The sequence below is a fragment of the Tropicimonas sp. TH_r6 genome, assembly GCF_033101155.1.
GTDB lineage: Bacteria > Pseudomonadota > Alphaproteobacteria > Rhodobacterales > Rhodobacteraceae > Tropicimonas.
The window spans coordinates 130,873-152,425 of sequence record NZ_JAWMPX010000010.1 but is presented as its reverse complement, the minus strand read 5'-3'; the positions used below and the strand labels follow the sequence as shown (position 1 = coordinate 152,425).

Here is a 21,553-nt window from a genome sequence, read left to right as displayed (position 1 = left end):
AGACCGAATTCAGCCTGGACGACGCAGGCAGCGCAAGGCAAGCCCTGCGAACCCCAGTTCCGCAACAAGATAGAGGATCAGGAGCGGCCCCGGAAAGCCATCGACGATCAGGCTCAGAACCCGACCGGCGGCCAGACCTCCCATGAAGATCAGCAGGCTCCAAAGCGCTGGAACCCGCAGGGATGGGGTGAAATAGCCGGCGAGCCAGAACGCGACATTCGCGAAGTAGAGGCCCATGATCGCCCGGAAGACATGCGTGTGATTGACGCCTTCGACCGGGATGCCGAGCAGGTAAGACAGGGATTGCGAGGGCACCAGCCCGTAGGACAGGGCGATGGGGACAAGGCCGATGGATGCCAGCAACAGGACAACGCGGTCAGTCATTTTCAATCCGATCGTAAGACTATGAGTGAGCGTCGAGGCGCGCCTTCGATTGGCCCCGACAGAGTGGTTTGCGGCCCGCGATTGCAACCTCGCTGCGGTCGAGCGGGCCGAGGGTGTCGAAGGCAACCGCCGATTGCCTCCTGTGTTCGTTCATCTATTGCGATATCCCGCCTTCGGTCGAGATCTGCTCTTCGACATGGGCCTGGTTAGTGATCGCGGACCCGCGGGGCGGAAACTCGTCGAAGGTCGCCAGATGCTGCTGAACCAACCGGGCGGCCGGGCCGAAGGCCCACATCTTGTTGCCCATCCAGCGGGTATACATGCCAGATTCCTCGGCCGCCTTCTCATATGGATCGCGCCGAAGGTTGAACAGGAGAGGCGCGTTCAGCTCTTCCTTGGCGCCAGCCCAGCCGTGATTTTGAATCGTGAAATGCGCCTTCCAGTCATTATATCGAACGGCTTGCAGGTCCGGGCCTTCGTAATAGATCAGCTCCTTGCGGTTGCTATCTCCGTTCTCCCCGGTCAGGTAGGGAAGCTGGTTGTAGCCATCGAGATGCACCTGGTAGCCCTCGTATCCTGCCCGCAGTTCAGCCGGCAGATCCGCAGGCCCGCCTGCCGCCGCGACCAGCGTTGGCATCCAGTCCATTCCGCTGAATATGCCGTTTAAGACCTGTCCATCAGCGATCGTGCCGGGCCAGCGAATGATCGCTGGAACCCGGAAGCCGCCTTCCCAGGTGGTGCCTTTCTCGCCGTGGAACGGCGTGGTGCCGCCATCCGGCCAGGTCATCGTCTCCGGCCCGTTGTCCGAGGTGAAAACGACGATCGTGTCGTCTGCGATGTCGAGCGTCTCCAAATGGGTCAGGACCTTGCCGATTGTGTCGTCCAACTCTCGCATTATGACATCCTGAAGCCCGCGCCCGTCGCCGAGCAGGGCCTCGTATTCCGGGCTGAGATGGGTCCAGACATGGGCTCGTGCCGGCGCCATCCAGACAAAGAACGGGGTCTCGGCCTCAACCGCGCGATCGATGAAATCGAGCGTATGGGCGGTGACCTCAACATCCAGAGTCTTCTGGCGCTCGGGCGGGGCCGGGCCGTCATCGACGATGCGCTGCTTGCCAACCGGGCCCCAGCGGGGGTCTTCGGTAGGGTCGTCTTCCTCGGTCGCAAAAGCATGGATAACGTTGCGCGGGCCGAATTGTTCAGCGAATTCCGGGTCCGTTGGCCAGTCGGGATCGCTGGTATATTCCATTGCGTTCAGGTGGTAGAGCCAGCCCCAGTATTCATCAAAGCCCTTCACCGTCGGCAGGAACCGGTTCAGGTCACCCAGATGGTTCTTTCCGAATTGGCCCGTAGCATATCCCATCGATTTCAGCATGTTGGCAAGCGTCGGATCCTCGGGGCTCAATCCTTTCGGATCGCCGGGAAGGCCCACGGTATGCATTCCCGTCCGCACGGGAAACTGGCCAGTCAGGAACGCGGAACGCCCCGCGGTGCAACTGGGCTCCGCGTAATAGTCGGTCAGGCGTGCGCCTTCAGCAGCCAGTTGATCGAGGTTCGGCGTCTGAATGCTTTTGATGCCTCCGTGATAGCTGCCAAGGCTCGCCCAACCGACGTCATCTGCCATGATGACCAGAATATTCGGCTGATCCGAAGCCGCGCTCACCGCGCCGCCGAAAAAGCCGGTGATTGCGACGATCGCAAAAAGGGGCAAGGCTTTCATCGTCATTTTTCTTCGTCACTCCCGTTTGTGCCACCGATGGCGCTTTGATGGTGAAGCTATCCCAAACGCCCGTGTAGGCAAGTGTCCGTCTTTTTTGCACTGCCAGTAATGTCAATCGACATCCAATGGGGACCGATCTGAGGGAAAGCCAACGGCATAGTCACTCGGGCGCGCATCGATGTCCCAGGTATCCATGGTGACCGGAACTTGGTACTTCTTGCGGCGAATGTCTTCTGTCCGCCCTTTTTGACTGATGCTGCTTCCGCAATGGCCGGGATCTCGCGTTTGCAGCGAAGGTCCGGTAGGTCGGCAAACTACCAGTTCGTCCGAACCGCAGCATCAGTAGGTTTGGGCTCCTTGCCGACCTCGGATGCATCGCAGCATCCCGTGATATGGTGCATTGTCAACGTCGGGTTGTCGTTGTGGGAGGGCATGGCGGATCGGAGGATCAATCATGGAAATACCAAAACTGCCCGTCATTCGCGCACTTCGTCCGGCCCGGAACAAAGGTCGTATTGTCGGCCAAAAACGTCAGTTGAAGCCGAAATATGTCTGGGCGATCAGGGTTCGACTCGAACTGGCCGAGAACCATCGCGATCTCGCATTGTTTAACATGGCAATCGACAGCAAGCTTCGTGGCTGCGATCTGGTCACTGGACACGGCTGTCATGCAAGCGGTTCCACGACAACGAAGCGCGGCTGCAACTGCACGCGCTGGCCTACAATCTGGCCACATTCCTGCGCTGCATCGAGTTGCCCGAGTCATGGCGGGCTGGTCGTTGACCAGCTTGCAACTGAAGCTGATCAAGATCGGTGCCCGCGTCGTGCGACACGCTCGCGCCATTACCTTCCAGCTGGCCGAGCTGGCCGTCACAGGGCCGATGTTCCGAGCCATCCTCGCCGCGATACGCAGACTACGAACACCCCCAACATGCTCATGACCATGATCCCGCACCAAAAAGAACGAATACGGCTCGACAGGTCCGTCAACCGCACTGGAAAAACGAAACTACCCGGTCTTCACGATCCTTGTTCGAGGCGTGATCCGCCTACCAACAGGCGTTTCGGAGGTCGCGAGCGCCAATCAGGGAGACAAAGCGCTTGATCAACGATCTGAAAGGAAGGACTCTGCCGCCAAGAGGCAGGCCACTTGGGGAATGCCGGTTCAAAGCAGCCCCCCTTGGCTCGGCCAAAGGGGACTGCGAAGATCAGTGGAGGGCGCGTTGCGCGAGAATTCTCTCTTCCTTTCGACGGATTTCCAGCTCCAACTGCACTTGCCGGAAATCCATGATGGCATCAACGAGCCCTTTGAGGCGCTTGCCCTTCAACGAAAAGCTGGGCGTTCTCGAAATCTCGTACTCGATCATACCGTAGTCTGAATAGACCTCGTGAAGCGAGGTTTCCACTCCGAGAACTTGGTGTGAGATCAGGATCGTCACCGCCGCTTGGAGCAACTCCAAGTCAGCTTCAACCGCCCGGCTGGAGAATTCGGGCGTCTCGAGCGCCCTCGAAACCTTGTCGATGAGATTGTGCTGTTGGAAATCGATCAGGGGCCGGGCGTCCCTGAGTTCTTTAACCAGTGTGTTGGCTGCGTGGATCACGAGCAAGATCATTTCGCCAACGTCCTTATCTTCATGTTGGTGCTTCTGCATTTGGAACTCCTTCCAGTTTTTGCGCGGAAATTCGCGTCAAGAGAGCTCCAAAGGAGCTCTGGAAGAGTGTCATTCGATCAAGGGGGCCGTATCCTGGGCTCGCTTCGCGACAATCGCGGCCCGAAGATTGGCCAGTCGCCCATTTAGAAAGCGAATATCGCCGGTGCGCGAATCCAGTAGGTTGATCTCATCGAAGCACACATACTCGGCCCGGCCAGAAGCGCCGACAATTTGAAACGAGAGAAGCGCCATGAACGCTGCAAGCCGGCGACGAACACCATGGGCCGCGAGTCCGTTGGTGGAAATGTCGTCGTAAAGCCCCTGAACGAGGGACACACCGTCTTTGCCGCCAACCAAATCACCTGCCGACAATAATGCTTCCCGGTATTCTTCGAGAAACTCCAGGAGAGACCATTCGGCCGAAATCATCATTCGGTCGAGGGCGTGGTGCGGATCGGAAAAAAATGTCATCTGATAGACCTTCTGTTGTTTGTTGTTGCCCGCCATCATGCGGTTCAAGTCCATCGCACCGGCTCTTCGCGCCCCTTCCTTTGCGGCCTTGTCTCGCCGAGACGACAAGAGCGCAAAGGAAGGGCTGCGAGAGCCCCCAGGGGGTTCAGGTCGTTCTGAAAAAGTGTAGTGCTGGCCGCAGGTCGGGTGCATCAACCTTCTCTTGTGCAATCATTGAGGGCGCGCTCGAATCTGCTCCAGAATGTCGCCGATGTTCGTACGAAAATATTTTGCAAAGGCCGGATCTTGGTGATTGTCGAGAACGATTGACAGCGTCAGCCCGGGTCTTGTGCCGCGAACTGCGAGCAGCGTAGAAAACCGAGCAACCTATTCGAACCTTTCAGATTCCATCCATGCCCTGATGTCCTCGAGGCGATACCGGACATTTGCGCCCTGCTTGTAATAAGCTGGGCCTTGGCGCTTAGATCGAAATGCCTCGAGAGTGGCCTGACTGAAGCCCGTCATTTTTGCGACCTGTCGTGTTGTCAGATACTCTGCGGGCTTCTCGGACTTAATCGCCTCAACTTGGCTGGCGACTTCGGCTGAGAACTCGTCAAAGAAATCAGCGAGCAGATTTCTGATCTCGTCGAGATCATTGGAACTGAGCCTGTCGGACCTGTAGTTACGAAAAGAGGATGGTGCTCCCATGGCGTGACTCCACTGCTGGCACGGAATGCGGGTTTCAGAACGCACGGAACATTCGTTCCGGCGGACTGACCAGAGTGGCCTGTCAAGGTTCCCGAGGATGCTTAGGCTGGGGCATCCTCTCGGCCAAGCAGCGATGGGAAACCCATGCGGCACGAGCAAGAACAGTTGAAGCACCCAAATGGAACGGTTGTTCTCCGTCACACTTGATCAGCACCGACACCCTTGGCGGATGTCAACAACTGCATGACTGTTTTCACATACCATTGAGGCGGCAATCCGGCCCAACCCTGGCCGCATTGTGGCATCTGCGTTGTGCCACCGAGGACGCCCCATGCAAACGCTCAGGGCGGCCCTTTGCCGAGGTTGAATGCCTGTCGCACAAGTAGAAACCTGAAAAAGTGGTGACCCCGGAAGGACTTGAACCCTCAGCCTGTCCCTTAGGAGGGGACCGCTCTATCCGGTTGAGCTACGGGGCCACTTCTTGGCGAAAACAGTTCGGAAAACGGTTCGCGCTGGTTTCTTACGTTCTGCACTCCTTAAAACAAAGGGCATTTTCACCTTGACCCACCGCTTAGGAGGGGACCGCTCTATCCTGTTGAGCTACGGGGCCGCTGGGCGCATTTGCCCGAGATTGACAGCCGATTTCAAGCCTGAACTTGTGCCGTGAGCCAGACGGATCTGTTGCATGCCGAGGTCGCTTTCCGAATACCAAGGGTCGGACCAGAATAGCCTTGCAAGGCGAGCATGGGCTTAACTTGCCTCAAGGCATCCAGCAGCAGGGAATCTGGCCATGAAAACCCATGTGAAAGCTCTCGTCGTCGGTGGTGGATGCGTCGGCACCTCGATCGCCTATCATCTCGGCAAGGCGGGTTGGGACACCATGCTGCTGGAACGCGACGAACTGACTTGCGGCTCGACCTGGCATGCCGCCGGCCTGCTGCCGCTCTTCAACATGTCTTTCGCGACGAGCCACATCCATGATTACTCGGTGAAGTGGTACAAGACGCTGGAAGAAGAGACCGGGCTGAATCCCGGCTTCTCGGTTGTCGGCAACCTGCGCATGGCACAGACACAGACGCGCATGGATGAATATATGCTCTATGCCACCAATGCCGAGACGGTCGGTATCCCTTATGAGTGGCTGAGCCCGGCCGAGATCAAGGCGCGCTGGCCGCTGGTGAGGACCGAAGACCTGGTCGGCGCGCTGTTCCACCCGACCGATGGATATATCAACCCCGCCGACGTGACGATGGCGATGGCCAAAGGCGCGCGACAGTTCGGCGTGACCATCGAGCGGAAATGGCAGGTCGATGGCTATACGTGGACCGGCTCCGAGTGGCGCGTGACTTGCACGAAAATGGCGGAGAAAGGCGGAAACCTCATTCCGACAGAGGAGCAGGTTGTCATCACCGCGGAACATGTCGTCACGGCCACGGGCAACCACGCACAGCGCACCGCGCAACAGCTGGGCATCAAGATCCCGGCTATCCCCGTCGAGCACCAGTTCATCGTTACGGAGCCGGACCCGGCGCTTTTGGCCTATCGCGATGCGGGCGGAGCCGAGCACCCGGTGCTGCGGGATGCTGACGCCAAATGGTATGTGCGTGAGGAGCGGGGCGGCTGGATCCTGGGACCCTACGAGCAGGGGGCGCCGGCGCGGTTCAAATATGCTGTGCCGGAGAGCTTCCGCGCCGATCTCTTCCAGCTCGACCTTGAGCGGATCGAAGAAGAATACATGTCGATGATCCACCGGATTCCGACCTCTGAGACGGTGGGGCTCAAGGACGACTTCAACGGTCCGATCTGCTACACGCCCGATGGCAACCCGCTGGTCGGCCCGGCACCGGGCTTGCGCAACATGTGGCTTGCGGAGGGCTTCTCCTTCGGCATCACGGCCGCTGGCGGCACCGGCTATTACCTCGCGCAGATGATGGTCGAGGGGGAGGCCGAGATCGACATGGCTTCGCTCGATCCCAAGCGCTACGGACCGTGGATGACGACCGAATACGCGGTGCAGAAGAACGAGGAATGCTATTCCCACGTCTATATCCTGCATCACCCGGACGAGGAGCGGGAAGCTGCGCGGCCCTTGCGGACTTCGCCCGCCTATGACCGGCAGAAGGTGGCCGGGGCGCAATTTGGGCAGGTCAATGGCTGGGAGCGACCGAATTACTACGCGCCGGTCGGGTTCGACGACCATGCGTCGCGCAGCTTCCGGCGCGGTGGCTGGTGGCAATATGCCGTTGAGGAAGCCAAGGCGGTGCGGGAGGGCGTGGGCCTGATCGACGCCACAGCCTTCACCAAGCATATCGTCAAGGGGTCGGGCGCGACGGCGTTTCTCGACTGGTTCACCTGCAACAAGCTGCCGAAAGTTGGCCGGATCAACCTGACCTATGCGCTGACGGCGGCCGGAACGACGCGGACGGAATATACCATCGTGCGGCTCTCCGAGGACGAGTACTACCTCGTCTCCGCGGGCGCCTGGTCCGCCTATGATCAGGACTTTCTCAAGAAGGCGATCGAGGACAAGGAAGCCGAGTTCGGCCGGATCGAGCTGCAGGATGTGACCACGCAATGGGGTGTCCTGGCCATTGCGGGGCCGAAATCACGCGATGTTCTGAACGCGTTGGTGAAGGACGCCGCGCCCGAGACGGTGCTGTCGAACAAGCGCTTCCCCTGGCTCTCGATGCGCAAGATCGAGCTGGGGATGGTGCCATGCATGGCCATTCGCGTCGCTTATACGGGCGAGCTTGGCTGGGAGTTGCACCATCCGATCGAGATGCAGAACCATCTTTGGGACCAACTCGTCTCGGCAGGCGCGGCGCATGGGCTGAAGCTGGTTGGAGCGCGCGCGCAGAACTGGCTCAGGCAGGAAAAGAGCTATCGCGCCTTCGGCACCGAGCTTGGCAGGGACGCGACGCCGCTTGAGGCGGCACTGGACCGGTTTGTCGACCTGGAGAAGGACTATCATGGCAAGCGGGAGATGCTGGATCTCGGTGCTCGCAGCAAATGTGTGACCGTGCTGATCGACGGGCCGGAGGATGCCGATCCCTGGGGACGTGAGGCGCTTTACGATGGCGATACAAAAGTCGGGCGGCTGACATCTGGCGGCTATTCGGTGGCGTTTGGCAAGAGCATCGGCATGGGCTATGTGCGCCCCGACCTAGCGGTCCCGGGACAGAAGCTGATGGTGAAGATGCTAGACAGGCTCTGGGACGCCGAGGTTGCCGAGGACAGCCCCTATGATCCGAAGAACGTCAGCATTCGCAAGGACGGCTGAGTCGGCGCTCGGGGGCTCCCGCCCGTCGTTATGCATCGAAGATGCACGCCTCCCGTTGGGGGTGGCCGCGCGCTATCGCGCGCGGTGCACAGGATCGGTGACCGTCGCTTCGCGCGAAAGCGTCGCGCCGATTGCGGACGAGCAAAGAAAAAGGCGCCCCGTGGGGCGCCATTCTCGTAGGATCCGAAAGGGTCGGATCAGGCGGCTTGGGTGATGAACTTCACCGCATCGCCGAAAGTCTGGATCGTTTCGGCGGCGTCGTCCGGGATCTCAATGCCGAACTCTTCTTCGAAGGCCATCACCAGTTCCACGGTGTCCAGGCTGTCGGCGCCCAGATCGTCAATGAAGGACGCGGCCTCGGTCACCTTGTCTTCCTCGACGCTCAGGTGCTCCACAACAATCTTCTTCACGCGATCGGCGATGTCGCTCATTTCATTTCCTCATGCCTTGGGGCGTCTTTGCCCGTTCTTGCTCCGCGCCCGGATGGGCGAATTCCTATGCCCGTTTGTGGGGCGGTTGCTTCCCCGTCTGATGCAGGGCGTTCTTCCGGGGCCCGCGCGATGGCGTCCCAAGCCGAAAACTGCGCCGCCTTTAGCACGTTCCCCTGCAAAAGCAAACGTTTTGCGGGGACATTGGATCCCCCTGCGTCACATGTTCCGGCCAGCTTCGATCCAGATGGGGCGCATGGAGCTCCGGAACAAGTGCTGGCGGCAAGAAATCGCCTTCCCCGCCAAAATGCCTGCGCGAGGCAGCCATGCCCGAGGTGGCTGCCTCGAAGAGATTCGCCGCTTCAACCGCGTCGCAGCACGCCCGCCAGGACCGTGATCAGCAGTGCCAGACCGGCCAGCATCGCGAAAGCGAGCCTCAGGGAGGTAACCTCGGCGATGAAGCCGATTGCGGGGGGGCCCATGAGCAAACCGCCATAGCCGAGCGTGGCGACGGCGGCGATGGCCTGACCGGGCGGGATACGGTCGTCAGCGGCGGCGCGGCTGAAGGCCAAAGGCATGACGGCGGCATAACCGAGCCCCATGAGCAGGAAGCCCGTCAGCGCGGCTGGCAGCGTGGCAAACCCGGTGGCGATGGCCAGTCCAGTGGCCGCCAGCAGGCCGCTGATGCGTGCCATTGTGACGGGGCCGAGCAGGGTGACCAGCCGGTCAACGACCAGCCGCATCGCGACCATGGTGACGGAGAAGACGGTGTAGCCCAGGGTTGCGCGGGATTGGTCGGTCCCGACGACCTCGGTGAGGAAAATGGCACTCCAGTCGGCAACAGCGCCTTCGCCCACGGCTGCGGCCAGCGCGATAACGCCGACGAGGACCAGCGCGCCGCGCGGAATTGCGAAGACCGGCGCGTTCGGGTCATGCGGACGGGTCACGGAGGTCCATGGCTGCGTCAGGAAGGGAAGCAGAAGGGCTGCCGCGATGAGCGAACCGGCAGTGAAATGCAGCCCCACGGACCAGCCGAGCTGAGTGGCAGCGTAGCCAGTGGCCGCGCCGGCGCCGGCGCCGAGGCTCCACATGGCATGGAAGGAAGACATCACCGCCCGGCCCATATGCTTCTCGACCTCGGTGGCCCAGGTGTTCATCACCACGTCCATCGCGCCGTGCGACATGCCAAAGATGAAGAGCGCCGCTGCAAGCCAGAGCGGCGAGGGGGCCAGCGCGGCAAGGATCAGCGTGAAGACATAGGCCCCAGCGACCCAGCGGGTCACCCGTACGGCGCCGAGGCTGTCGGCGAGGCGCCCCGCAAGCGGGAAGGAGACCAGCGCTCCCAGCCCCATGAAGAGCAGCAGCAGGCCAAGCCGGGCTTCCGTCAGGTTGTGCGTCTCGACAATGGCCGGGATGCGCGAGGCCCAGATGCCCAGCAACACGCCGTTGAAGGCAAAGGCGGCGGCGACCGCGCGCCAGGGGCTGCGCCAGCGGATGCGAGGCTCAGGCATGGACAATCTCCAGTCCGGTTTCGGCGAGCGGGGCGGTCAACGCCGCCTCGGCATCGGTGATCAGAAGGTCGAGTTCGGAGCAAGGGCGGACGCGATGCCGCGCGCGCCGGCCAAGCTTGACCGCACCAGTCAGTACGGAGACACGGGCACTGGTCTGCGCCATTGCCTGCCGGAGTGCGGCCTCGTCGGGATCATCCGCGCTCAGGCCGAACCCTGCTTCGATCCCGCAGGCTCCGAGGACGCAAAGATCGGCCGCGATATCTGCGATTGCCGTGACCGCTGCCTGCCCGACAGCAAGCCCGCCAAACCGCGAGAGGCGGCCACCGATGAGAATCGTCTCCGTCCCGCGGGCCAGTGTTTCCAGCGCGACCGCCGGGGCCGGAGTCACGACGAGCGCACGCGGCAAGGGCGGCAGGGCGCGGGCGAGTTGAAGCACGCTGGTGCCACCATCGAGCATCAGCACCATCCCATCCTCGACCAGTGGCAGGGCAGCCCGGGCCAGCCGGTCTCCCGTTGCACGTCCGCAGTCCAGCCGTTCCATCACTGGCACTGAAGGCGGCGCAACCGGAAGGGCCCCCCCGCGCACTCGCTGCACCTTGCCTTCCGCTTCGAGCGCCAGCAGATCGCGGCGAATCGTGTCAATGGACACGTCGAACTCCGCGGCAAGCTTCGTCAGGATCAGGGCTTCGCCATCTGCAACGCGCTCTCGCAAACGTTGCTGGCGGGTTTCCGGGGTGTTCAGGGAGGAGTCCATTGGGTGTCCATCGCAGCAATTGCCGATCTTATGCAGTATTTTGCTGTAAGTTGCAATATTTTGCAATATTGCGCGGCGAGTTGCGTCACTCTTGGCCTGAAAGCGATGTGACCTGGTCGATTGGCAGATCCAGGGCCAGAGCGATCAGCCGTGTCCGTTGGATGGGACGGAAATTGTCGTCGGAGACGAGCAGGAGCGTGCGCCGCCGCGCGTCGAGCCGGGGACCGAATGCCATACCTTCGAGATTGCCAAGGGCGATGCCGAGCCGGGAAAGATCCGCGACAAGCTCCTTGCGGACAGGAGAATACTGTTTCGGCAGCAGACCAAAATCGCTCACATCGGTCGCACCGGTGGTATCGATCCGAAAGAGCTTGGCGTCGAAGCCGGCGATATAGGAATAAGAGCGCTCAAGAGCGAGGAACTGTCCGTTATTGTCCAGGGCGAGCAGTTCGACCAGGCCGGACCTGACTGGCGAATGCCGATGGGCGAAGAGGTCCAGCACCGGCACCATCTCGGTCTCGTAGATATATTCGGGGCCTGGCCGGCCGGTCTTGAAATCATAGACGACGATGCGCGCCGGAGATCCCTCCCCTCCGAGGTGCCAAGGGCCGTCCTGGATCAGGGACTGTTCGGTGGCTGTGACCAGTCGCTGGCCATCCGGTGTGATCGCGACGCTTTCGAACCCGGCATTGGGCCGGACACCGCGCCGGTTGAAGGGGCGTCGCCACGGGGTGTTGATGCGATAGGAGAAGGTCGTCTTGACGATCGGGGCGAAGGAGCCGGTCTCGACCAGTTCCGGGGAGAAGGTGCGCAGGCGTGGATTGACCTCGCTCCAGGGTTGACCCTCGTCGGCGACGACGATCTCGCCATCCGGCGCGATGCGGATGCCTTCGAAATCCGCCGGCGTGGCAATCCGGGTCCCATCCGGAGCGCGGAAATGGGTGGCGCCGGTCACGCGCACATCGCCCCGGGACAATCGTCCATCAGAGAGGTCGATCTCGAGGCTGTAGAGGCGCGGGGCTTCCTGGTCGTCCGACACGGCGAGGAAACGACCATCTCCAACCATGGCGAGCCCGGAGAGGCCGCCAACCCGCGTGCCATCGACAACCATCCCCTTGGGAAACACGACCTGTCCGAGAAAGGCCGCACGATCGTAGCGCCATTCGAAGATGGCGGCGACCCCGGCCAGAAAGCACAGGGGCGCCAGGAGGCGAATGAGCCAGCTTGACCGCACGGGGCCTCCATGGGTGAGAACGGAACGCGCCGGGCTTGCCCCGCCGCGTTCCGAGGGGCTTAATCCGTCCAGCGGACCCCTGTCAAATCATTGGCCTGGGTCGGTGCATTGACCCAGAGCCCTTCGATCTTGCTGTTGGCAACGCCGGTCTTGGCCAGCTGGAAGAGGTAGCCGTTGACATAGTCGTCGGAGATTGTCTGCTGCGCCTTGTGCAGCAATTCGGTGCGCGCTGCCGGGTCGGCGGTCACGTCAAGCTCCGCGATCAGGGCCTGGAAGCCCGGGTTGTCATACTGGAAGTAATAGTCCGGGCGGGCATAGATGTTGATGTCGGCGGGCTCGGTATGGCTGACGATGGTCAGATCGAAATCTTTGCCCTTGAAGACCTGTTCCAGCCATTGCGCCCATTCCAGGTTGGAGATCTCTGTCTCGATCCCGACCGCGCGCAGCTGTGCGGCCACGATCTCTCCGCCGCGGCGGGCGTAAGGCGGGGGCGGCAGGGCGAGGCGCAGTTTCAGGCCGGTCTGGCCAGCCTCTTCCAGCAGTGCCTTGGCCATTTCGGGATCGTAGGCGGATTGCTCCGTCAGATCGAGATAATCCGGGTTATGCGGCGCGAAATGGGTGCCGATGGGGGTGCCATAGCCATGCATCGCGCCATCGATGATCTCCTGACGGTTGATCGCATGGGCGATGGCCTTGCGCACCTTGAGATCGGCCAGCGGTCCGGACTTGTTGTTGGTCGACAGGATGGTCTCGCCCTCGGTCGAGCCGACGATGACGGTGAACATCGGATTGGCGTCGAACTGCATCAACGTCTCGGGTGCCGGGAAGTTCGGGAAGGCGTCGACATCGCCGGCCATCATCGCCGCGAAGGCGGCGTTGGGGTCGGAGATGAACTTGAAGGTTGCCGAGGCCAGTGCCGGGGCCTCGCCCCAATAGCTGTCAAAGCGGGCGATCTCGACAGAATCGCCATGGGTCCATTTGGCGAAGGCGAAGGGGCCAGTGCCGACCGGGTTGGTCGCGGCCGTCTCGGCGGTTTCGGGTGCGAGGATCACGGCGTCGCCCCAGGCCATCTTGAAGGGGAAAGCGCCGTCCGGGGCAGAGAGCGCAACCTTGACGGTGAGCGGATCGACGACCTCGACCGCCTCGATGCCGGCAAAGAGCGCCTTCTGGGCGTTGGTGCTGTCCTCGGCGCGGGCGCGGTCGAGGGAGAATTTCACATCCTCGCCGTCGAACGTGGTGCCGTCATGGAAAGTGACGCCGTCGCGAAGGTTGAACGTGTAGGTCTTGCCGTCCTCGGAGACCTCGAAGCTGCTGGCCAGCCCGGGGATGACCGAGCCATCCGGGGCGAAGCGGGTCAGGCCCTCGAAGACATTGGCATAGACCACCTCGTCGATCGCGGCGGCGGCACCGCCGGTCGGGTCGAGATTGGGCGGCTCGAGCGTCATCGCGAGGGTGATGTCGTCCTGCGCGGCGAGCGCGCCGGTTGCGGCCAGCGCCAGAGCGGCGGTGCCGAGGGTAAGGCGGGTGAACATTGTCGGCTCCCTGTGGTTGTTGCTTCGGAGGCTAGCCGCAACAGGGGGCGGAAAAGAAGGGAAAATCCGCCCCGGCGGAGATTTCTGCGCGAAGGCACGCCTTGTTGCCCAGACAGGGGGCACTCAGCCGACGATGTTGAAACCGGGGCCGTACGGATATTTGGTGATATTTTCCGCGCCGTCCTCGGTGATCACGAGGATGTCGTGTTCGCGATAGCCGCCCGCGCCTGATGCTCCCTGCGGCAGGGTCAGCATCGGCTCCATGGAGATGACCATGCCGGGCTCCAGCACCGTGTCGATATCCTCACGCAGCTCCAACCCCGCCTCGCGCCCATAGTAATGCGACAGAACGCCGAATGAGTGGCCATAGCCGAAGGTTCGATATTGCAGCAGGTCCCGCTCTTCGAAGAAGGCGTTCACCCCCTCCGTGACCTCGGCGCAGGAGGCGCCGGGCTTAAGCAGCGACATGCCCAGCTCATGGGCGCCGATATTCGCTTCCCAGATCGCGCGGGAAGCGTCATCCACCTCGCCAGCAAACAACGTCCGCTCCAGCGCTGTGTAATAGCCTGAGATCATCGGGAAGGTGTTGAGAGAGAGGATATCGCCGCGCTGGAGCGTGCGGCCGGTGACCGGGTTATGCGCGCCGTCGGTGTTGAGGCCAGACTGGAACCAGACCCATGTGTCGCGATATTCGGCCTCCGGGAAGCGTTTGGCGATCTCCAACTCCATCGCGTCACGCCCGGCCATGGCAACATCGATTTCCCGAGTGCCCTCGCGGATAGCATCGCGGATGGCGTAGCCGCCGACATCCGCCACCGCCGCCCCGGCGCGGATCAGCGCGATCTCGGCCGGGCTCTTGCGCATCCGTTGCTGCATGCAGGCCGGGGCGATATCGATCCGGGCGGCGGGTGACAGGAAGGCGTCGAGCTTGGCCGCGCTGTCCAGCGTCAGGTGATCTGCCTCGATGCCGATGCGCTTTCCGCTGCCAGCGACTTGCGCCGCACCCCGCCAGAAATTGTCCCGGGTCCAGTCGGTATAAGTGATGTTGTCGCCCACCGAACGCCGCCAGGGCTGGCCGGCGTCGATGCCGGCGGAGAGCGTGACACAGTCTTGCGCAGTCACGACAAGGCCGTAGGGGCGGCCGAAGGCGCAATAGAGAAAGCCGGAGTAGTAGGCGATGGAATGCATCGAGGTGAAGAGCGCGGCATCGATTCGGTCCGCTTCCATAATCGCCCGGAGCCCGGCAAGCCGGGCCTCGTATTCGGCTGTTGCGAAGGGCAGGGGAGCTTTTTCCCCATTGTGGAAACGATAGGATTGCGGGCGTGTCGTCATGTCGACCTCCGGATCGGGGGCCAGCTTTATCGGACCCCTCGCGAGAAAGGTCCCGGCGTACAGGACGGGTGACGCCTTTGACGGGGCGACGCCATCGCCCCCGGCCCGAGCAATCTGGCAGGGAGGCAGGGAGTTGGCCAGTGGTTTGGCCCTGGCAGGACAGGGGGGACGACGAAGCCCCGCGATGTCGTCCAGTCGCTGGGCGTTTCGGTCAATAGAGAGGCGTTTGGTCAGGGCCTGATCTGCCGGCAACCCGGATGCCGGGAACCGTGGCGCGCCCCGCTTTCCGTCCGAACCGCCTCTTGCCAGTCGCGACATCCCGAGGCAAACCCGCTTTATGAGCAAGCAACTTCCCTACGCGACCCTTCGCAAGATCTTTGAGCGCTTCCAGGAAAGCGAGCCGGAGCCGAAAGGCGAGCTGGACCATACCAATGCCTACACCCTCGTCGTTGCCGTCGCGCTCTCTGCGCAGGCAACGGACAAGGGCGTGAACCGCGCCACGCGGGATCTCTTCGCCAAGGTCGCCACGCCGCAGGACATGATCGATCTCGGTGAGGAGGCCCTGATCGAGCATATCAAGACCATCGGGCTCTATCGCAACAAGGCGAAGAACGTGATGAAACTCTCCCGTATCCTTGTCGAGGACTATGGTGGTGAAGTGCCCAATTCCCGCGCAGCTCTTGAGAGCCTGCCCGGAGTGGGTCGCAAGACGGCCAATGTCGTGCTCAACATGTGGTGGGGCATGCCGACACAGGCGGTAGACACCCATATCTTCCGCGTCGGCAACCGCTCCGGCATCGCGCCCGGAAAGGATGTGGTCGCGGTCGAGCGCGCCATCGAGGACAACATCCCGGCCGATTTCGCGCAGCACGCGCATCACTGGTTGATCCTGCACGGCCGCTATGTTTGCAAGGCGCGCAAACCCAATTGCGGGGTCTGCGTGATCGAGGAATTCTGCCAGAAGGACGGCGTCGAATGAGTGCGAAATACCAGGTTGTCGGCATCGGCAATGCCATCGTGGACGTGTTGTCCCATTCCGACGACAGCTTTCTCGACATCATGGGGATCGAGAAGGGCATCATGCAGCTCATCGAGAAGGAGCGGGCCGAGATCCTCTTCGCGGCGATGGATGACCGCCAGCAGGCGCCCGGCGGCTCGGTTGCCAATACGCTGGCGGGGATCGGCGTGCTCGGGTTGAAGACCGCCTTTATCGGCCGCGTCCATGACGACCATCTGGGCCAGTATTACGCCAAGACCCTGGCCGAAGAAGGCACCGATTTCGTCAATCCGCCGGTGCCCAATGGCGAGCTGCCGACCTCGCGCTCGATGATCTTTGTCTCGCCCGATGGCGAGCGGTCGATGAACACTTATCTTGGCATCTCCGCCGAGCTGGGGCCGGAAGATGTCTCCGACGACGTCGCGGGCCGCGCCGAGCTTCTGTTCCTGGAGGGCTATCTCTTCGACAAGGACAAGGGAAAGGAAGCCTTTCTCAAGGCGACGCGGCTCTGCAAGGCAGCGGGCGGCAAGGCGGGCATCGCGCTCTCCGACCCGTTCTGCGTCGACCGGCATCGCGACGATTTCCGCAGGCTGGTCTCCGGCGAAATGGACTACGTCATGGGCAACAGCCATGAATGGTGCTCGCTCTACGAAACCGAGGATCTCGAAACGGCGCTTGGCCATGCACGGCTCGATTGCGGGCTCGTGATCTGCACCCGTTCCGGCGAGGATGTTGTCCTGATCCGGGGCAATGAGCGGATCGAAGTGCCGGTGCACGAGGTCACGCCGGTCGATGCAACCGGCGCCGGCGACCAGTTCGCGGCCGGCTTCCTCTACGGGCTCAGCACCGGTCGGGATCTCGCGACCTGTGGCCGGATGGGCGTGATCTGTGCCACCGAGGTGATCAGCCATCTTGGTCCGCGCCCGGATACCGACATGCAGGATCTGTTCCGGGCCGAGGGTGTGCTCTAGCGGTCGCTACTTGACCGAAGACACGTGGGCGTCGAGCGCGGCGGCAATGTCTTCTCCGTCGGCCGTGCAACGTCCGAGCCGCCGGTTTGACTGCATTTCTCCGGTCAGGCGACAGGTGACAAACCTGTCCTGAACGATTGCCTGCAACTGTTGGCGAGCGGTTTCCGCTTGCTGGCGGGACCCTGTGTCAAGCTCGACCCCGTGCAACTGGATCGCTGTTCCCGAGATCACCAGAGTGTCGCCGCGAGCGACGTAGACCTCTCCCTGACCGCCAGCCAGCAGCAGGGCAAAACCGGTGGCCAATATCATCATTCCGCCGCTCTCCTGATTTAGTCTAAGAAAACATAACATGAGGATATCTTATTGTACCTTGAGTAGCAAATGTTACTGACGGGGTTGATTTTTTCATTCTCGGATGCGATGCGGCTCGCATGAAGATCGGTGAAGTTATATCCCGCGCGCGGCGCGCCGCCGGGTTGAAGCAGAAGGAGCTGGCCGCAGCGGCCGGTGTCCATGTTCAGACGCTCAAACGGTTGGAAGGGGGCTCCGGTGCGGGCTACTCGACAGTCCGGGCTCTGGAGAAGGCGCTGGGCAAGGCCGGAGCCAGCTGGACCGAGACCGAAGACGGCTACGATCTGCATGTTGTTCTGAAATCGAAAAAATGACGGCGCGGACCGTTCGGCTGGTTTTCCAGTTCAGCGAAACGGCAGCCCGGTCCCCGTGGTGGTGTGGCTGGTACCGGTCTTCCTGACGTCACCTGGAGCCGGACCGTGAGGCGATCCATCGGATCGCACGGCTCGTGTCGCCCGTCCCTGCAATCGTGGCAAGGAACTGTTTCGTCCGCCAACCCGCGCCTTGCCTGCGACAACTGGCCAGCACGCCGCAGCTTGTCCTCCTCGCCCGCCCCGCCGATTGTCGTACCCGACATTGAACGAGGGAGAGGAACAATGGGATATCTGACATCCACCCCGACACGGGACGGTTGGTTTGGCGACTATGGCGGCGCGATGCTGCCGCCACCGTTGGAGCCGCATTTCAAGGAAATCCGGGAGGCCTACGATCATTTGTCGAAGTCCAGCGAGTTCCTCAGCGAGTTGCGCCTGATCCGCAAGCATTTCCAGGGCCGCCCGACGCCGATCTCCTATCTCCGGAACCTGTCCGAGCTCTGTGGCGGAGCGCAGATCTATGCCAAGCGCGAAGATCTCAACCATACCGGCGCGCATAAGCTGAACCACTGCATGGCGGAGGCGCTGCTGGCCAAGCATATGGGCAAGACCAAGATCATGGCCGAGACGGGCGCGGGACAACATGGTGTCGCGTTGGCCACGGCGGCGGCCTATTTCGGGCTCGAATGCGAAATCCACATGGGGGAGATCGACATCGAGAAGGAAGCGCCGAATGTCACCCGGATGAAGCTGCTGGGAGCGCAGGTCGTGCCGGTCGGCTTTGGCGGGCGCTCGCTCAAGGAAGCCGTTGACAGCGCGTTCCAATCCTACGTGGCGCAGGCGGAGACGGCGCTCTTCTGCATCGGCTCCGTGGTCGGCCCGCATCCGTTCCCAAAAATGGTACGGGATTTCCAGTCCATCGTCGGGATCGAGTCTCGCGAGCAATTCGCCGAAATGACGGATGGGCAGGTGCCGGACATGGTTGCGGCCTGTGTCGGCGGGGGGTCGAACGCGATGGGGCTCTTCGCAGGGTTCATCGACGATGACGGGGTCGCGCTCTACGGCGTCGAGCCGCACGGGACGTCCTCCAACCTTGGCGATCACGCGGCGACCATCACCTATGGCGCGGATGGCGATATTCACGGGTTCCGGACTCTTGTCCTGACCGACGAAGCGGGTGAGCCGGCGCCGGTGCATACGGTGGCTTCGGGGCTCGACTACCCGGGCGTTGGGCCGGAGCATGCGCATCTGCACAAGATCGGGAAGGTCAACTACGTGGCTGCCGACGACACGGAGGCGCTTGACGCCTTCTACAAGCTCTCGCGCCACGAAGGCATCATCCCGGCCCTGGAGAGCGCGCATGCGGTGGCTTTCGCCCTGCGCGAGGCGCCGAAAAACCCGGGCAAGTCGATCCTGCTGAACCTCTCGGGGCGCGGCGACAAGGATCTCGACTATGTCACCGAGACTTTCGGGTTCGGGGACGCGTAGGGCGCACAGCTCTCCGAAGCAACGAAACCAAAGCTGGAATCCTCTTGGAGAGGGTTCCGGCATGGGGTTCTGGCGAGATGCACCGAACCATGACGGGACGTTGTCAGGGTGCTGCGTCGATCTTGACCCGACGCCGCCGAGCCCGGCTGATCAACCGGGATTTCATCGGGAAACGGTCATGTTCTCGGCACGTGCTCCGACCTTGCAAGAATGTCCACGCCCTGCTGTTTCCAGAAATGCAGAAGGTCGATGAAGATCCAGTTCTCGGCCAGCTTGTCGCCAGCGCGTCGATAGATGTCGATCACGCGAAACTCGCCGGGTTTTCCGGTTCCCGGCAGTCCCATAAAACCGCCTGTTGGCGTCGCGGTGAAGTTGGGCCAGCCAAAGAAGCCGCCATACTGCCCCTCTGCCATGCGGCAGATATGGCCGGTCCCGGAGCGATCGGCGAATCCGGCTCGGAAGGGGGCGGAATGCTGTTCGGCATAGCGGTTGATCGTGTAGGTCGCGCCGATCCCGGCCGGTCCCCACCAGATCATGTCATCTGCCCAGGTCCGGGCCAGTTCGTCCTCAAGTGACAGGCCGGATTTCCACTGGCCGAGATCGGAGATCATTGCGTTGATGAGGGCCAGCGTGTCCTCGCCCGTTGCCGGGTCCTGCTGTGCGAACAGCAGGCCGTCATGGGTCATGGGACCCGGCTGGACGAGATGGGCCGCGGTCTGCGGCGGGAAGGGCTGTAGCCCGGCCTGCATCATCAAGTGGGGAATGTCGAAATACATCGCCGTTTCGACGATCCTGTCGCCTTCGACGCGGCAAAACTCGCAGTAGCGCAGGAAGCCCATCTTGCCCGTTGGGGCGATCCCCAGCCAGGCGCTGTCGAACAGCCCCATCAGGTGCCCCATCGAGGCCACCCAGACCGAGGAAAAGCCGTCGATCTCGTTGCGACCGGCGAAAAAGATGTCTTCGCGACGTTGCAGATGCCTGAGCGAGGCGCGCAGCGGTTCCCAGAATTGGCCGGCCACGGCGTCGGCGCCTTCAATCAGGTTGAAGGGATGAAAACCGCGCCAGAGATACTCGCGCCCGACATACTGACCCAGGGTTTCGGCGATTGTGCCGGGCGAAGCTGCGTCAAGCTTGTCGTGATAGTCCCGAACCAGTTGCTTGGCGTTCTGAAGTTCACTCATTTCCCAGCAGTCCCGATTGAAATTCGCACATTTTCGCGACGGCTCAAGAACTCGGCAAACCTCACTTTGCATACGTTTGCAAAACTGCTTGCCTTGAGCGCGACTCGCTGTAAACCCTTCGTGCAAACGTATGCAAATGGCAAGACGTGACCGCAGGAACAGCCCATGGCCGAAATACAGCTTCGCAATGTCCATAAGCGCTGGGGCAGTTTTGTCGGCGTCGAAGATTTCAACCTGACCATCGCCGACCGCGAATTCCTTGTGCTGTTGGGCCCCTCGGGCTGCGGCAAGACGACGACGATGCGCATGATCGCGGGGCTTGAGGACGTGACCGAGGGCGAGATCTCCATCGGCGGAAAGGTTGTGAACGACCTGGAGCCGAAGGACCGTGACGTGTCGATGGTGTTCCAGAGCTATGCGCTCTACCCGAACATGAATGTCTACGAGAATATCCGCTTCCCGTTGAAGGTGCGCGGCGTCGATCCGAAGGTGCATGACGAGAAGGTCATGCGCGCGGCCGACATGGTAGAGCTGCGCGACTTCCTGCATCGCAAACCGGCGGAGCTCTCGGGCGGACAGCGGCAACGCGTGGCGCTGGCCCGCGCCATCGTGCGCGAGCCCAATGTCTTCCTGATGGACGAGCCGCTTTCCAATCTCGACGCCAAGCTGCGCGTCTCCACCCGCGCCCAGATCAAGAATCTCTCCCACGAACTGGCCGTGACCACGATCTACGTCACCCATGACCAGATAGAGGCGATGACCCTGGCGGACCGCGTGGTCGTGATGAAGGCCGGTATTGTCCAGCAGGTGGGCTCCCCGACCGATATCTATGACCGCCCCGCCAACACTTTCGTGGCCGGGTTCATCGGCTCACCGGCGATGAACCTCATTGAGGGTGAGGTGACCGGCGGCACCTTCCGTTCCGAACACACGATCATCCCCGGCGTGCTGCTGCCGGACGGCAAGATCGTTCTTGGTTTCCGCGCCGAGGATGCCTGGATCGCCCGGGAGGGTGAGGCAGGCCAGATCACCGCGCCGATCTACACGCAGGAGCTGTTGGGCGATGCGGTGATGATCTCGGTGCGCATCCATGGAGCGCTGGTCTCGGTCAAGGCCGACAAGACCTTCCGCGCAGAGATCGGCGACCCGGTCGCGATCTGTGTGCCCGACAGTATCTGCCACCATTTCGAAGCCCGGACGGGCGAACGCATCGGAGCGTGAGCTCCAAACCACCCGGCCCGCCTGCCGACAGGGCCACATCACAGG

19 protein-coding genes, 1 tRNA gene and 2 pseudogenes are annotated in these 21,553 nt (G+C 62.0%); 8 read left to right on the top strand and 14 right to left on the bottom strand.

The window, feature by feature from the left end:
* Positions 1 to 9: 9 nt before the first annotated feature.
* Positions 10 to 384: a DUF4345 domain-containing protein gene (locus tag R3X27_RS12115; protein ID WP_317709121.1), complete on the bottom strand. Its 375-nt coding sequence runs from the start codon at positions 382 to 384 to the stop codon at positions 10 to 12.
* Positions 385 to 538: 154 nt separating this feature from the next.
* The gene (locus R3X27_RS12110) at positions 539 to 2,104 is read right to left on the bottom strand and encodes an arylsulfatase (protein ID WP_317709120.1); all 1,566 of its coding nucleotides are present in this window, start codon (positions 2,102 to 2,104) and stop codon (positions 539 to 541) included.
* Between the two features lie 454 nt (positions 2,105 to 2,558).
* Between R3X27_RS12110 and R3X27_RS12105 the strand changes: the two are divergent.
* Both R3X27_RS12105 and R3X27_RS12100 read left to right on the top strand, forming a co-directional pair.
* A pseudogene (locus R3X27_RS12105) lies at positions 2,559 to 2,756 on the top strand (integrase); the annotation flags it as partial.
* Positions 2,757 to 2,758: 2 nt separating this feature from the next.
* A pseudogene (locus tag R3X27_RS12100) lies at positions 2,759 to 3,045 on the top strand (transposase); the annotation flags it as partial.
* Between the two features lie 267 nt (positions 3,046 to 3,312).
* Here R3X27_RS12100 and R3X27_RS12095 read toward each other — a convergent pair.
* From R3X27_RS12095 to R3X27_RS12080, 4 genes are all read right to left on the bottom strand, one after another.
* Entirely contained in the window at positions 3,313 to 3,756 is a 444-nt protein-coding gene (locus R3X27_RS12095; protein ID WP_317709119.1) for a hypothetical protein, read from the bottom strand.
* Between the two features lie 69 nt (positions 3,757 to 3,825).
* Positions 3,826 to 4,281 (bottom strand): hypothetical protein, encoded by a 456-nt coding sequence (locus R3X27_RS12090; RefSeq protein WP_317709118.1) that lies wholly within the window; start codon positions 4,279 to 4,281, stop codon positions 3,826 to 3,828.
* A gap of 312 nt (positions 4,282 to 4,593) precedes the next feature.
* Positions 4,594 to 4,914: a helix-turn-helix domain-containing protein gene (locus tag R3X27_RS12085; RefSeq protein WP_317709117.1), complete on the bottom strand. Its 321-nt coding sequence runs from the start codon at positions 4,912 to 4,914 to the stop codon at positions 4,594 to 4,596.
* Between the two features lie 399 nt (positions 4,915 to 5,313).
* Positions 5,314 to 5,390: transfer RNA gene (locus R3X27_RS12080), tRNA-Arg, on the bottom strand.
* A 314-nt stretch (positions 5,391 to 5,704) separates the two neighbouring features.
* Between R3X27_RS12080 and R3X27_RS12075 the strand changes: the two genes are divergently transcribed.
* Positions 5,705 to 8,194 (top strand): FAD-dependent oxidoreductase, encoded by a 2,490-nt coding sequence (locus R3X27_RS12075; RefSeq protein WP_317709116.1) that lies wholly within the window; start codon positions 5,705 to 5,707, stop codon positions 8,192 to 8,194.
* A gap of 197 nt (positions 8,195 to 8,391) precedes the next feature.
* On the opposite strand, the gene R3X27_RS12070 is transcribed toward R3X27_RS12075, so the two are convergent.
* From R3X27_RS12070 to R3X27_RS12045, 6 genes are all read right to left on the bottom strand, one after another.
* Positions 8,392 to 8,625: an acyl carrier protein gene (locus tag R3X27_RS12070; protein ID WP_317709115.1), complete on the bottom strand. Its 234-nt coding sequence runs from the start codon at positions 8,623 to 8,625 to the stop codon at positions 8,392 to 8,394.
* A gap of 359 nt (positions 8,626 to 8,984) precedes the next feature.
* On the bottom strand, positions 8,985 to 10,133 hold the full coding sequence (locus tag R3X27_RS12065) for an MFS transporter (protein WP_317709114.1): 1,149 nt from the start codon (positions 10,131 to 10,133) through the stop codon (positions 8,985 to 8,987).
* Complete coding sequence (locus R3X27_RS12060; RefSeq protein ID WP_317709113.1) at positions 10,126 to 10,887, bottom strand: DeoR/GlpR family DNA-binding transcription regulator; 762 nt, start codon at positions 10,885 to 10,887, stop codon at positions 10,126 to 10,128. Before R3X27_RS12060 ends, R3X27_RS12065 begins: the two co-directional genes overlap by 8 nt.
* Before the next feature lie 85 nt (positions 10,888 to 10,972).
* Entirely contained in the window at positions 10,973 to 12,121 is a 1,149-nt protein-coding gene (locus R3X27_RS12055; RefSeq protein WP_317709112.1) for an esterase-like activity of phytase family protein, read from the bottom strand.
* A gap of 59 nt (positions 12,122 to 12,180) precedes the next feature.
* Entirely contained in the window at positions 12,181 to 13,653 is a 1,473-nt protein-coding gene (locus tag R3X27_RS12050; protein WP_317709111.1) for an ABC transporter substrate-binding protein, read from the bottom strand.
* Positions 13,654 to 13,776: 123 nt separating this feature from the next.
* Positions 13,777 to 14,985: an aminopeptidase P family protein gene (locus R3X27_RS12045; protein WP_317709110.1), complete on the bottom strand. Its 1,209-nt coding sequence runs from the start codon at positions 14,983 to 14,985 to the stop codon at positions 13,777 to 13,779.
* 337 nt (positions 14,986 to 15,322) lie between these two features.
* Here R3X27_RS12045 and nth point away from each other — a divergent pair, with 337 nt between their 5' ends.
* Both nth and R3X27_RS12035 read left to right on the top strand, forming a co-directional pair.
* On the top strand, positions 15,323 to 15,964 hold the full coding sequence (nth, locus tag R3X27_RS12040; RefSeq protein WP_317709109.1) for an endonuclease III: 642 nt from the start codon (positions 15,323 to 15,325) through the stop codon (positions 15,962 to 15,964).
* Positions 15,961 to 16,953 (top strand): adenosine kinase, encoded by a 993-nt coding sequence (locus R3X27_RS12035; RefSeq protein ID WP_317709108.1) that lies wholly within the window; start codon positions 15,961 to 15,963, stop codon positions 16,951 to 16,953. Before nth ends, R3X27_RS12035 begins: the two co-directional genes overlap by 4 nt.
* A gap of 6 nt (positions 16,954 to 16,959) precedes the next feature.
* Here R3X27_RS12035 and R3X27_RS12030 read toward each other — a convergent pair whose 3' ends face one another.
* On the bottom strand, positions 16,960 to 17,265 hold the full coding sequence (locus tag R3X27_RS12030; protein WP_317709107.1) for a hypothetical protein: 306 nt from the start codon (positions 17,263 to 17,265) through the stop codon (positions 16,960 to 16,962).
* A gap of 119 nt (positions 17,266 to 17,384) precedes the next feature.
* On the opposite strand from R3X27_RS12030, the gene R3X27_RS12025 reads away from it, so the two are divergent.
* Together R3X27_RS12025 and trpB are read left to right on the top strand one after the other, a co-directional pair.
* Positions 17,385 to 17,618, top strand: a complete 234-nt coding sequence (locus R3X27_RS12025) for a helix-turn-helix transcriptional regulator (RefSeq protein ID WP_317709106.1) — start codon at positions 17,385 to 17,387, stop codon at positions 17,616 to 17,618.
* 282 nt (positions 17,619 to 17,900) lie between these two features.
* Complete coding sequence (trpB, locus tag R3X27_RS12020) at positions 17,901 to 19,106, top strand: tryptophan synthase subunit beta (RefSeq protein ID WP_317709105.1); 1,206 nt, start codon at positions 17,901 to 17,903, stop codon at positions 19,104 to 19,106.
* A gap of 176 nt (positions 19,107 to 19,282) precedes the next feature.
* Here the strand turns inward: trpB and R3X27_RS12015 are convergent, their stop codons facing one another.
* On the bottom strand, positions 19,283 to 20,287 hold the full coding sequence (locus R3X27_RS12015) for an ester cyclase (protein WP_317709104.1): 1,005 nt from the start codon (positions 20,285 to 20,287) through the stop codon (positions 19,283 to 19,285).
* Positions 20,288 to 20,452: 165 nt separating this feature from the next.
* Here R3X27_RS12015 and R3X27_RS12010 point away from each other — a divergent pair, with 165 nt between their 5' ends.
* Complete coding sequence (locus tag R3X27_RS12010) at positions 20,453 to 21,508, top strand: ABC transporter ATP-binding protein (RefSeq protein WP_317709103.1); 1,056 nt, start codon at positions 20,453 to 20,455, stop codon at positions 21,506 to 21,508.
* Positions 21,509 to 21,553 lie beyond the last annotated feature (45 nt).